Source organism: Pseudoxanthomonas sp. J31 (genome assembly GCF_000510725.1).
Taxonomy (GTDB): domain Bacteria; phylum Pseudomonadota; class Gammaproteobacteria; order Xanthomonadales; family Xanthomonadaceae; genus Pseudoxanthomonas.
The window spans coordinates 54,623-66,682 of sequence record NZ_AZNZ01000004.1 but is presented as its reverse complement, the minus strand read 5'-3'; the positions used below and the strand labels follow the sequence as shown (position 1 = coordinate 66,682).

Below are 12,060 nucleotides of genomic sequence, written 5' to 3'. Positions count from 1 at the left end.
CTCCTTCCCCCCGGATTCCGCATGAGCGTTCCCGCGCAGGCCCCGGCGCGCGCCGCCGGGCTGGCCATCGTTTTCGCCCTGGCCATCGTCTACGTGGTCTGGGGTTCGACCTACCTCGGCATCCGCTTTGCCCTGGAAGGCGGATGGCCGCCGCTGCTGGCCGTCTCCGGCGCGCGCTTCGTCGTCGCCGGCGCGGCCATGTACGCCTTCCTGCGCTGGCGCGGGGTACCGGCCCCGACCCGCGCGCAGTGGAAGAACCTGGCGGTGATGGGTTTCACCCTGCTGCTGCTGGGCAACGGCTGCGTGGTGCTGAGCGAGCAGAGCGTGTCCTCCGGCCTGGCCGCGGTGGCGGTGGCCTCGGTGCCGCTGTGGATGGGCGTGTTCGGCGCGATCTACGGCCAGCGCCCCACCCGGATCGAATGGCTGGGCATCGCCATCGGCTTTGCCGGCGTACTGTGGCTCAACGCCGGCAGCAGCCTCACCGCCAGCCCCGTGGGCCTGGTCCTGCTGCTGGTGGCGCCGGTCGGCTGGGCGTTCGGCTCGGTGTGGTCGCGCGGGCGCGACCTGCCGTCGCCGTTCATGGCCGCGGCCGGGCAGATGCTGTGCGGCGGGGCCATGATCGTCGCCACCGGCCTGCTGCGCGGCGAGTCGCTGCCGGCCGCGCCGACCCTCCACGGCACCCTGGCCCTGGGCTACCTGGCGCTGTTCGGCTCGATCGTGGCCTTCAGCACCTACGTGTGGCTGCTGCACCACGTGCGCCCGGTGCTGGTCAGCAGCTACGCCTACGTCAACCCGGCCATTGCCGTGGCCCTGGGCGCGTGGCTGGCCGGCGAGCGCTTCACCGCGCACGACCTGGGTGCCATGGCGGTGATCCTGGCCGGCGTGGTCACCATCACCCTGGCGCGGGTGCTGCGCCGATGAGCACCGCCGCTCCGTCCATCGACCGCCGCGGCCTGGCCGTCACCGCCGGCACCTTCGTGCTGTGGGGCGTGGTGCCGGTGTACTGGCACCTGCTGAAGAACGTGCCGGCCATGCAGATCATGGCCCACCGCGTGGTCTGGAGCGCCCTGCTGGTGGTGGCCTGGCTGCTGCTCAGCGACGGCCTGGGCTGGCTGCGCAGGCTGGCCGCGCAGCCGCGCGCGCTGCCGGCGCTGGCGCTGAGCGCGGTGCTGATCGCGTTCAACTGGGGGTTGTACATCTGGGCGGTCAACGCCGGCCACGTGGTCGAGACCAGCCTGGGCTACTTCATCAACCCGCTGGTCAACGTGGTGCTGGGCGTGCTGGTGCTGCACGAGCGCCTGCGCCGGGTGCAGTGGATCGCGGTGGGCTGCGCCGCGCTGGGCGTGGCCTGGCTGACCGTGCAGGCCGGCTCGCCGCCGTGGATCGCGCTGGGCCTGGCCGCCTCGTTCGGCCTGTACGGGCTGGTGCGCAAGCTGGTGGCGGTGGATCCGGTGGCCGGCCTGGGCCTGGAAAGCCTGTACCTGTTCCTGCCCTCGCTGGCCTACGTGCTGTGGGCCGAGGCCGGGCACGGCGGCAGCTTCGCCAGCGGCTGGGGCTGGGGCACGGACCTGCTGCTGGTGTTCGGCGGCGTGGTCACCGCGGTGCCGCTGATCGGTTTCGCCTATGGCGTGCGCCGCATCCCGCTGAGCGTGGTCGGGCTGCTGCAGTACATCGCCCCGACCCTGCAGCTGCTGCTGGGCGTGTGGTTCTTCCACGAGCCGTTCGGCGCCGGCCGCGCACTCGGTTTCGGCGCGATCTGGCTGGGACTTGCGCTGTACGCGGGCGAGGGCCTGTGGCGCGCGCGCAGCCGCTCCTAGCCCGGAAACGGCAACGGCGCCACAAAAGCCGGCGCCGCTGGGCGACAATCGCGGCATGACCACCACCATCCACATCCTCGGGATCGCCGGCACCTTCATGGGCGGCGTGGCGGCGCTGGCGCGCGAACTGGGCTACAGCGTCGAAGGCAGCGACCAGGCGGTATACCCGCCGATGTCCACCCAGCTGGAGAAGCTGGGCATCCAGCTGCGCCAGGGCTACGACCCGGCGCATATCTCCCCCGACGCGGTGGAGGTGGTGATCGGCAACGCCCTCTCGCGCGGCAACCCGGCGGTGGAGCAGGTGCTGGACGACGGCCGCCGCTACACCTCCGGCGCGCAGTGGCTGGCCGAGCACGTGCTGCCCGGGCGCACCACCCTGGCGGTGGCCGGCACCCACGGCAAGACCACCACCACCAGCCTGCTGGCCTTCCTGCTGCAGGCCGCCGGGCGCGACCCGGGCTTCCTGGTCGGCGGCGTCGCCGAGGACTTCGGCACCTCGGCGCGGGTGGGCGGCGGCCGCGAGTTCGTGGTCGAGGCCGACGAGTACGACACCGCCTTCTTCGACAAGCGCAGCAAGTTCGTGCACTACCGGCCGACGGTGGCGATCCTCAACAACCTCGAGTACGACCACGCCGACATCTTCCCGGACCTGGCCGCGATCCAGCGCCAGTTCCACCACCTGGTGCGCACCGTGCCGCGCGCCGGCCGGCTCGTCGTCAACGGCGAAGACGCGCACCTGGCCCAGGTGCTGGCGATGGGCTGCTGGACCCCGGTGGAGACCTTCGGCCTGGAGGGCGCGGAGGTGGCCATCGCGCGCGCCGGCGGCGGTGCCGGCTTCGACTGGAGCGCGCGCCTGCTGGCCGCCGACGGCAGCCAGTTCGTGGTGCTGCATGACGGCCGCGAAGTGGCGAGCGTGCACTGGCCGCTGCTGGGCCGGCACAACGTGCTGAACGCGCTGGCGGCGCTGGCCGCGGCGCACGCGGTGGGCGTGTCGCCGGCCGATGTGGCCCCGGCGCTGGCCGGCTTCCACAGCGTCAAGCGCCGCCTGGAGGTGCTGGGCACCCCGGCCGGCGTCACCGTGTACGACGACTTCGCCCACCACCCCACCGCGATCCGCACCACCCTCGAAGGCCTGCGTGCCAGGGTCGGCGATGCGCGCATCGTGGTGGCGATGGAGCCGCGCAGCAATTCCATGCGCCTGGGCGCCCACGCCGACGCGCTGGCGCCGTCGCTGGACATCGCCGACGTGGTCGTGTTCCTGCATCGTCCGGAGCTGGCCTGGGACGCCGGCAAGGTGGTGGCCGCGGTGCGCGGCCAGGCGCAGGCGGTGCCGGATACTGACACCCTGCTGGCGCGCCTGGGCGAGCTGGTGCAGGCGGGCGACCACGTGGTGTTCATGTCCAACGGCGGCTTCGACGCGGCGCCGCGGCGCTTCGTGGCGATGCTGGAAGGGCGCGACTGACCACGCCGCCGTGACGCCGCCTTGAACGGGCGGCGTTACCCTGCCGGCGAGCCGAACGCCATCGCACCGTGCCCAGTACCGAAGCCCTGCCGCTGTTCCCGCTGCACACCGTGCTGCTGCCCGGCGCGCCGCTGGGACTGCGCGTGTTCGAGCGCCGCTACCTGGACCTGGTCGCCGAGTGCGGCCGCCAGGGCCGCAGTTTCGGCGTGTGCATGATCCTGGAGGGCGAGGAGAGCGGCGCGCCGGCGACGCCGGCGGCGTTCGGGGTGGAGGCGCTGATCGAGGACTTCGGCAGCGAGCCGGGCGGGGTGCTGACCCTGGCCGTGCGCGGTGCGCGCCGGTTCCGGGTCAGCCGCACCAGCGTGCGCGACAACGGCCTGCTGGTCGGCCAGGTGCGCTGGCGCGACCAGCGGCAAGAACCCGGCAGCGGCGCGCGGCTGCTGCCCGAGCACGCGGTGCTGGGCACGCTGCTGGGCGAACTGCTGCAGAAGGTGGGCGGGCTGCACGACGCACCCAACCTGCGCCTGCTCGAGGATGCGGACTGGGTGGGCTGGCGCCTGGCCGAGATCCTGCCGATCACCGAGGAGCAGCGCCTCGCCCTGCTGCAGGAGGACGATCCGCACCGGCGGCTGCAGCACCTGCTTGTCTGGATGGACGAGGAATAGGACGCTGCGTCCGCGGGCCGCGGCTACACGCGGCCGTGAGCCACGTGCGGCGACCATGGGCCTCGGCTGAAAGCCGTTCCCGCCCATCCGACGCCGCGGCGTCCACCACGGAGGACCTGCCATGGTCGCAACCGTCGAAGGCCGGTATGCACCCGCCTTCCATCCCGTCCACGCGCTGCTGCTCGGCGGCGCCCTGTCGCTGATCCTCGGCACGCTGCTGGCCGACATCGCCTACGCGCGGACCTACGAGATCCAGTGGATCAACTTCGCCGCCTGGCTCAACGTCGGCGGCCTGGTGTTCGCCGCCGCCGCGCTGGTCTGCGCACTGTTGGGCCTGGTGCCCTCGCGCCGCACCCGCGGCTCGGCGCTGCACTGCCTGCTGTGGGCGGTGGCGTGGATCCTCGCCTTGCTCAATGCCCTGGTCCATGCGCGCGACGCCTGGGCCGCGATGCCGATGGCGCTGGTGCTGTCGGTGCTGGTGTTCGCGGTCGCGCTGGTTTCCATTTTCTTCGCGGCCTGGCCGCTGCGCGCCGGAGGTGTGCGATGAACCGCCTGAAGCTTGTCGCCGCCGCCTGTGCCACCGTCGTGCTGGCGGCCTGCAATCCCGAACCCGGCCCGCTCCAGCACGGTGCCAACCCGGAACTGCCGGAACCGAAGCGCGGCCTGCTGCCGTCGATGAAGATCGCCGACCCGTCCGAGTGGGGCGACCAGGTGCCGGTCGTGCCGGAGGGCTTCGAGGTCCGTGCCATCGCCCGCGACCTGCGCATCCCGCGCCAGACCCTGGTCCTGCCCAACGGCGACATCCTGGTGGCCGAGGGTCGCGGGGGCAACGCGCCCGCGCTCAAGCCCAAGGACGTGATCGCCGGTCCGATCAAGGCCGCCGGCACCACCCAGGTGCCCAGTGGCAACCGCCTGACCCTGCTGCGCGACGCCGATGGCGACGGTGAGTACGAGCTGCAGACGGTGTTCGCCGAGGACCTGGACGCGCCCTACGGCCTGGCGCTGGTCGGCAACAACCTCTACGTGGCCAACCAGGACGCCGTGGTGCGCTTCGACTACCAGCCGGGCATGACCCAGGCCCGGGCCGGCAAGCCGCAGGTGCTTACGAAGCTGCCGTCGGAGATCAACCACCACTGGACCAAGGCGATGACCGCCAGTGCCGACGGGCGCTTCCTGTACGTGGGCATCGGCTCCAACAGCAACATCACCGAGCGTGGCATGACCGCCGAGCAGGACCGCGCCGTGGTCTGGGAGATCGATACCCAGACCGGCATGCACCGCGAATACGCCGGCGGCCTGCGCAATCCCACCGCGCTGGCGATCCAGCCCGGCAGCGGCCAGCTGTGGGCGGTGGTCAACGAACGCGACGAGATCGGCCCGGACCTGGTGCCTGACTACCTGACCTCGGTGCGCGAGGGCGGCTTCTACGGCTGGCCCTGGGCCTACTGGGGCCAGCACGTCGACACGCGGGTCAAGCCGGAGAACCCGGAGAAGGTCGCCGCCTCGATCACCCCGGACTACGCCCTGGGCGCGCACGTGGCCGCCCTGGGCCTGGACTTCTCCAGCCCGGTGATGGGGCCGGAGTACGCCGAGGGCGTCTTCGTCGGCATGCACGGCAGCTGGAACCGATCCGAGCCGGTGGGCTACAAGGTGGTGTTCGTGCCGTTCCGCAATGGCCGCCCGGCCGGTGATCCGATCGACTTCGCCACCGGCTTCCGCGACGACGACGGCACCACCCGTGGCCGTCCGGTGGGGGTGACCGTGGATCCGCGCGGCGCCCTGGTCATCGCCGACGACCTGGCCAACATCGTCTGGCGGGTGGCGCGGACCGGCGCGGCTGCGCCGCCGCCGGCCCCCCCGCCGCCGGCCACGGACCAGGCCGGCGGGGAGGATACGGAGACGGTGCCCGAGGCCGGTACCGGGCCCTGATCCGGCCGCCGCCGGACCCGGCCACCGCCGGGGCCGGGGGGTGCCGGCGGCGCGTTCCTACAGCGTCCGTTGCGGGGCGGCTCCTATAATCCGCCGATGAATTCTTCCTGGATGGAAGCCACCCTGGCCTGGATCGGGGAACACCCCCTGCTGGCCGGCGTGGTGATCTTCGCGATCGCCTTCTGCGACGCGCTCATCATCGTCGGGGCCGTGGTCCCGGCCCTGCCACTGCTGTTCGCGGTGGGCGTGCTGATCGGCATGGGCGAGATCTCCGGTCCCTACGCGGTGGCCAGCGCCGCGCTCGGCGCCCTGGCCGGCGACGCCATCAGCTACTGGGTCGGCCTGCGCTGGGGCGACCGCCTGCGCGGGGTCTGGCCGTTCAGCCGCTACCCGCAGCTGCTGGAGCGCGGCGAGACCCTGTTCCGGCGCAATGCCTTCAGCGCGATCCTGCTGGCCCGCTACGTCGGCGCGATCCGCCCGTTCGTCCCGGCCATTGCCGGCATGGCCAGGATGCCGGTGCGACGCTACTTCACCGCCTCCGGCCTGGCCTGCGTGTCCTGGGGCGTGCTGTTCCTGGCCCCGGGCTGGGTCCTGGGCCGGGCCTACGACGCGGTGGCCGCGGTGGCCGGCCACCTGGTGGTGGTGCTGGGCCTGCTGCTGGCGGTGCTGGCGCTGGCCTGGGCGGTGGTGCTGTACACCTACCGCTGGTTCGCCGAGCACGCCGACGCCGTGCTGGCGCGGATGCTGGCCTGGTCGCACCGGCATCCGGTGCTGGGCGAGTACTCGGTGGCGGTGTTCGACCCGCAGCGGCGCGAGTCGGTGCCGCTGGCGCTGCTGGCGGTGCTGCTGCTGGCCATCGGCTGGGTGTGGTTCGCCCTGCTGCTGGTGGTGGTCGGCCACGGCGAGCCGCTGGGCGTGGACCTGGCGGTACACCAGCTGATGCTGTCCCTGCGCAACCCGCTGGCCGACTACCCGCTGGCGGCGCTGGCCTCGCTCGGCGACTGGCCGGTGCTGGCCCCGGCCTGCGCCGCGGCGCTGGGCTATTTCGCCTGGCGCCAGCGCTGGATGGCCGCCGCGCACTGGCTGGCGGCGCTGGGCTTCGGTCTGGCCCTGACCTGGCTGCTGGGCGCGACCATCAACGTGGTGCGCCCGCCCTCGGCCAGCAGCGGCTTCGGCTTCCCCTCGATCGCGGTGACCATGTCCACCATCGCCTTCGGCTTCTTCGCCGTGCTGATCGCGCGCGAGCTGCCGGGGCGCGACCGGGTCTGGCCGTACATGGTCTCCGGCCTGGTGGTGGCGGTCATCGGCTTCGCCCGCCTGTACCTGGGCGCGCACTGGCTCAGCGACGTGGTCGGCGGGATGCTGCTGGGCATCGTCTGGCTGCTGGTGCTGGGCATCGCCTACCGCCGCCGCTTCAACCGCTCGTTCTGGGTCAAGCCGGTGGCGGCGGCGTTCTACGGCGTGTTCGCGTTGGCCGCGCTGTGGTACGCGCCGCGCAACATCGAGGCCAAGCTGGCCAAGTTCGAGCCGCCGGGGCCGGCGATCGAGGTCCAGGACCTGCAGGCCTGGTGGCAGCGCGACTGGGCGCTGCAGCCGGCGCGCCGCAACGAGTTCGACGACGCCCAGCGCTGGCCGCTGGACGTGCAGGTGGCCGGCCCGCTGGGCCCGCTGCGCGAGCGCCTGGAGGCGCAGGGCTGGAAGGTGCAGCCGCAGGCGCGCTGGGAGCAGGCGCTGAACATGTTCGACGAGGACGTGTGGCCGGCCGGCGTGCCGGTGCTGCCGGCGACCCTGGACGCACGCACCGAGGCCCTGCTGATGGTGCGCGAGGGCGCCCGCCCGGACCGCCGCATCGTGCTGCGGCTGTGGGCGGCGCCGGTGCAGCTGCGCCCGGGGCACCAGCCGCTGTGGATCGGCACCGCGCAGACCCTGCACTTCACCCCCGCGTTCGACGTGCTGGCCACCTGGCGCCCGCATGCCGACGCCGACCCGGCGCTGGAGCGGATCGTGGAGGCGGTGGCCGACCTGCCGCACCAGGTCGAGCCGCACCCGGTCTCGGGCCTGCCCACGCTGCGCCTGCGCACCGCCGCGGCCGGCGCGGAAGCGGCACGCTAGCGCGCCGCCCGCGGCGGCGACGCACGCGACCGCGCACGCGCAGCGCGTGCCGGGCGACAATGCGCGTCCCCCGTTGTACCTGGAGACGCGCATGACCAGCCTCGCCGGCAAGACCCTGTTCATCACCGGTGCCTCGCGCGGCATCGGCCTGGCCATCGCCCTGCGCGCGGCGCGCGACGGCGCCAACGTCGCCATCGCCGCCAAGTCCGCGGTGCCCAACCCGAAGCTGCCGGGCACCATCCATACCGCGGCCGAAGCGGTGGACGCCGCCGGCGGCCGCGGCCTGGCGCTGAAGTGCGACATCCGCGAGGAAGACCAGGTGCAGGCCGCGGTGGCGGCCACGGTGGACGCCTTCGGCGGCATCGACATCCTGGTCAACAACGCCAGCGCGATCTGGCTGCGTGGCACCCTGGACACGCCGATGAAGCGCTTCGACCTGATGCAGCAGGTCAACGCCCGCGGCAGCTTCCTCTGCGCCCAGGCCTGCCTGCCGCACCTGCTGCAGGCGGCCAACCCGCACATCCTGACCCTGGCGCCGCCGCCGAACCTGGACCCGAAGTGGTGGGCCCCGCACACCGGCTACACCCTGGCCAAGATGGGCATGAGCTTCGTCACCCTGGGCCTGGCCGCGGAGTTCGGGCCGAAGGGCGTGGCGGTCAACGCGCTGTGGCCGCGCACGCTCATCGCCACCGACGCGCTGAACATGATCCCCGGCGTGGATGCCGGCAACGGCCGCCGCCCGGAGATCATGGCCGATGCCGCGCACGCGATCCTGGTGCGCCAGGCGGCCGGTTTCAGCGGCCGCTTCCTGATCGACGACGAGGTGCTGGCCGAGGCCGGCGTGACCGACCTGTCCGGCTATGCCGTCGATCCGTCCAAGCCGCTGCTGCCGGACCTGTTCCTGGACTGAGTCGCGCCGCGCGCGCCGCCGCCGGCCGCGGCGCGCTCCTACAATGGCCGGCCCCCTTTTCGTTACGGAAACACCATGAAGTACCTGCACGCGATGATCCGGGTCCACGACCTGGAAAAGACCAGCCGCTTCTTCACCGAGGGCCTGGGCCTGAAGCAGACCCGGCGCATGGACAACGAGGCCGGGCGCTACACCCTGGTCTACTTCGGCGCCCCGGAGAACCCGGAGGCGGAGATCGAGCTGACCTACAACTGGCCGCCGGAGGACGGTTCGGCACCGGAGGACTACGGCAGCGCCCGCAACTTCGGCCACCTGGCCTTCGAGGTCGACGACATCTACGCCATCTGCGCGCACCTGCAGTCCATGGGCGTGACCATCAACCGCCCGCCGCGCGACGGCCGCATGGCCTTCGTCCGCACCCCGGACCTGATCTCGATCGAGCTGCTGCAGAAGGGCGAGGCCCTGCCGCCGGCCGAGCCGTGGGCGTCGATGCCCAACACCGGCACCTGGTAAGCCGGCAGGATCGCGGCGCGGGATCGCCGCGCCGCGTGCCGCTCAGCCGGCCAGCGCCTGCTCCAGGTCGGCGACCAGGTCGTCGGCGTGCTCCAGGCCCACCGACAGCCGCAGCAGGCCGCCGGGTGTGGTCGAGGCCGGGCCTTCGATCGAGGCGCGGTGCTCGACCAGCGATTCGGTCGAACCCAGCGAGGTGGCATTGGTGAACAGGCGCATGCGTGAAGCCACGGCCAGCGCCGCCTCGCGTCCGCCGGCTACCTCGAACGACAGCATGCCGCCGAAGTCGCGCATCTGCGCCGCGGCCACCGCGTGCTGCGGATGCGAGGCCAGGCCGGGGTAATGCACCGCCGATACCTTCGCATGGCCGGCGAGGAACTCCGCCACCCGGCGCGCGTTGCGGCAATGCCAGTCCATCCGCGCCGGCAGCGAGCGCACCCCGCGCAGGATCATCCACGCCGCGAACGGCGAGGCGGTGGCGCCGGCCAGCAGGCGCAGCTGGTGGCAGGCGGCGGCGTGTTCGCCGTCCTCGGCGAAGCACAGCACTCCGCCCATCACGTCGCCGTGGCCGCCCAGGTACTTGGTGGCCGAATGCAGGACGATGTCCGCGCCCAGCGCCAGCGGCTGCTGGATCACCGGCGGGGCGAAGGTGCCGTCCACCAGCAGGCGCGCGCCGGCCTGGTGGGCAATGGTCGCCAGCGCGGCGATGTCGCTGACCTTCAGCAGCGGGTTGGACGGGGTCTCCGCCCACAGCAACGCGGTGTTGGGCCGTAGCGCGGCGCGCACCGCGTCCAGGTCGGTGAAGTCGACGATCGTGCACTCCAGGCCCCAGCGCGGGAACTGTTGTGCCGCCAGCACCCGGAACGAGAAATAGCTGTCGTCGCACAACAGCACGTGGCTGCCCGGCGGCAGCGCCTGCAGCGCGGTGGCGCCGGCGGCCATGCCGGTGGGGAACAGCAGCGCCCGCTTCGCACTTTCCAGCGCCGCCAGCACCTGCTCGGTCTCCTGCTGGGTCGGGTTGTCGTAGCGCTGGTACAGGAAGCCCTGCGGCAGCTGGCCGTCGGGCGTGTGCTCGAAGGTGGTGGCCAGCTGCAGCGGCGGCGACAGCGCGCCGCTGGCCGGGTCGGGTCGGCTGCCGGCGCGGGCGGCGAGGGTTTCGATGCGGGACATGGCGGTCGGTCGTTGGGAGCGGAGGCGCCGCTGCGCGGCAGCCCGATGATACGCGAGCCCGGCACCGGTCCGGCGACGGCGTGGCGGCATCGCCGAACGAGGCGGATAATGGCCCACCGGCCCCGTGCCGGCCTTCTTCCACGGATATTCCACTGCCATGAACGCCACGACGCCGGCTGCCGGCGACACCGCCTCCCTGATCGACCTTGGCCACCGCTATTTCCTGCCCGTGTACCGGCAGCGCGAGCTGGTGCTGGAGCGAGGCCAGGGCGCGCGACTGTGGGACAGCGAAGGCCGCGAGTACGTGGATTTCGGCGCCGGCATCGCCGTGTGCGGCCTGGGCCACAACGACCCGGACCTGCACGCGGCCCTGGTCGAGCAGGCCGGCAAGCTGTGGCACACCAGCAACATCTTCTTCAGCGAGCCGCCGCTGCGCCTGGCCGAGGAGCTGGTGACCGCCAGCCGCTTCGCCGAGCGCGTGTTCCTGTGCAACTCCGGCGCCGAGGCCAACGAGGCCGCGATCAAGCTGGTGCGCAAGTGGGCCACCGCCCAGGGGCGTGCCCCGCAGCAGCGGGTGATCGTCACCTTCCGCGGCAGCTTCCACGGCCGCACCCTGGCCGCGGTCACCGCCACCGCCCAGCCCAAGTACCAGGAAGGCTACGAGCCGCTGCCCGGCGGTTTCCGTTATGTGGACTTCAACGACATCGTGCAGCTGGAGACGGCGATGGCCGCCGGCGACGTGGCCGCGGTGATGCTGGAGCCGGTGCAGGGCGAAGGCGGGGTGATGCCGGCCGCCTCCGGCTTCCTCAAGCAGGTGCGCGCGCTGTGCGACAAGCACAATGCACTGCTGGTGCTGGACGAGATCCAGGCCGGCATGGGCCGCACCGGCACCCTGTTCGCGCACTGGCAGGACGACGTGGTCCCGGACATCGTCACCCTGGCCAAGGCCCTGGGCGGCGGCTTCCCGATCGGCGCCATGCTCGCCGGCCCGAAGGTCGCCGAGGCCATGGGCTTCGGCGCCCACGGCACCACCTTCGGCGGCAATCCGCTGGCGGCGGCGGTGGCGCGCGTGGCCCTGCGCAAGCTGGCCTCGCCGCAGATCGCGGCCAACGTCTCGCGCCAGTCGCACGCGTTGCGCGAGGGCCTGGCCGCGATCGGCGGGGAGTTCGGCGTGTTCGCCCAGGTGCGTGGCCGCGGCCTGATGCTGGGCGCCGTGCTCAACTCCGAATACGCGGGCCGCGCCGGCGAGATCCTCGACCTGGCCGCGCACGAGGGCCTGCTGCTGCTGCAGGCCGGCCCGGACGTGCTGCGCCTGGTGCCGGCGCTGAACATCACCGACGCCGACGTGGCCGAGGGCCTGGCGCGGCTGCGCAAGGCCATCGCCAAGTTCGTCGCCTGACTGGCGAGGGGCGCCGCAAGCGCGCCCCCAGGCCGCCGGGCGGTGTCGCAGGATGCTGGGCAGCCGCCCCGGCGGGTCGCGCACGA

General features: G+C 72.8%; 11 protein-coding genes. 10 read left to right on the top strand and 1 reads right to left on the bottom strand.

What is annotated here, in order from left to right:
• Positions 1 to 21 precede the first annotated feature (21 nt).
• The 9 genes from yedA (at position 22) to PSEJ31_RS0107590 (ending at position 9,408) form a co-directional block, all read left to right on the top strand.
• Positions 22 to 921, top strand: a complete 900-nt coding sequence (gene yedA, locus PSEJ31_RS0107630) for a drug/metabolite exporter YedA (RefSeq protein ID WP_019398998.1) — start codon at positions 22 to 24, stop codon at positions 919 to 921.
• The gene (gene rarD, locus PSEJ31_RS0107625; RefSeq protein ID WP_028915117.1) at positions 918 to 1,817 is read left to right on the top strand and encodes an EamA family transporter RarD; all 900 of its coding nucleotides are present in this window, start codon (positions 918 to 920) and stop codon (positions 1,815 to 1,817) included. Before yedA ends, rarD begins: the two co-directional genes overlap by 4 nt.
• Before the next feature lie 55 nt (positions 1,818 to 1,872).
• The gene (mpl, locus tag PSEJ31_RS0107620) at positions 1,873 to 3,279 is read left to right on the top strand and encodes a UDP-N-acetylmuramate:L-alanyl-gamma-D-glutamyl-meso-diaminopimelate ligase (protein WP_028915116.1); all 1,407 of its coding nucleotides are present in this window, start codon (positions 1,873 to 1,875) and stop codon (positions 3,277 to 3,279) included.
• Between the two features lie 68 nt (positions 3,280 to 3,347).
• Positions 3,348 to 3,944 (top strand): LON peptidase substrate-binding domain-containing protein, encoded by a 597-nt coding sequence (locus PSEJ31_RS0107615; RefSeq protein WP_028915115.1) that lies wholly within the window; start codon positions 3,348 to 3,350, stop codon positions 3,942 to 3,944.
• 121 nt (positions 3,945 to 4,065) lie between these two features.
• On the top strand, positions 4,066 to 4,491 hold the full coding sequence (locus tag PSEJ31_RS0107610; protein ID WP_013536316.1) for a DUF2231 domain-containing protein: 426 nt from the start codon (positions 4,066 to 4,068) through the stop codon (positions 4,489 to 4,491).
• Positions 4,488 to 5,873, top strand: coding sequence for a sorbosone dehydrogenase family protein (locus tag PSEJ31_RS0107605; RefSeq protein WP_028915114.1), 1,386 nt, complete (start codon positions 4,488 to 4,490; stop codon positions 5,871 to 5,873). The genes PSEJ31_RS0107610 and PSEJ31_RS0107605 overlap by 4 nt, the downstream gene beginning before the upstream one ends.
• Positions 5,874 to 5,969: 96 nt before the next feature.
• Positions 5,970 to 7,985, top strand: coding sequence for a bifunctional DedA family/phosphatase PAP2 family protein (locus tag PSEJ31_RS0107600; protein ID WP_028915113.1), 2,016 nt, complete (start codon positions 5,970 to 5,972; stop codon positions 7,983 to 7,985).
• Between the two features lie 91 nt (positions 7,986 to 8,076).
• Positions 8,077 to 8,895, top strand: a complete 819-nt coding sequence (locus tag PSEJ31_RS0107595; protein ID WP_028915112.1) for an NAD(P)-dependent oxidoreductase — start codon at positions 8,077 to 8,079, stop codon at positions 8,893 to 8,895.
• Between the two features lie 75 nt (positions 8,896 to 8,970).
• Positions 8,971 to 9,408 carry a VOC family protein gene (locus tag PSEJ31_RS0107590; protein ID WP_019398865.1) on the top strand — a complete coding sequence of 146 codons (438 nt, stop codon included), beginning with the start codon at positions 8,971 to 8,973 and terminating at the stop codon, positions 9,406 to 9,408.
• 42 nt (positions 9,409 to 9,450) lie between these two features.
• On the opposite strand, the gene PSEJ31_RS0107585 is transcribed toward PSEJ31_RS0107590, so the two are convergent.
• Positions 9,451 to 10,575 carry an aminotransferase class I/II-fold pyridoxal phosphate-dependent enzyme gene (locus tag PSEJ31_RS0107585; RefSeq protein WP_028915111.1) on the bottom strand — a complete coding sequence of 375 codons (1,125 nt, stop codon included), beginning with the start codon at positions 10,573 to 10,575 and terminating at the stop codon, positions 9,451 to 9,453.
• A gap of 157 nt (positions 10,576 to 10,732) precedes the next feature.
• Here PSEJ31_RS0107585 and PSEJ31_RS0107580 point away from each other — a divergent pair, with 157 nt between their 5' ends.
• Positions 10,733 to 11,974, top strand: a complete 1,242-nt coding sequence (locus PSEJ31_RS0107580) for an acetylornithine transaminase (RefSeq protein WP_037034771.1) — start codon at positions 10,733 to 10,735, stop codon at positions 11,972 to 11,974.
• Positions 11,975 to 12,060: the final 86 nt, after the last annotated feature.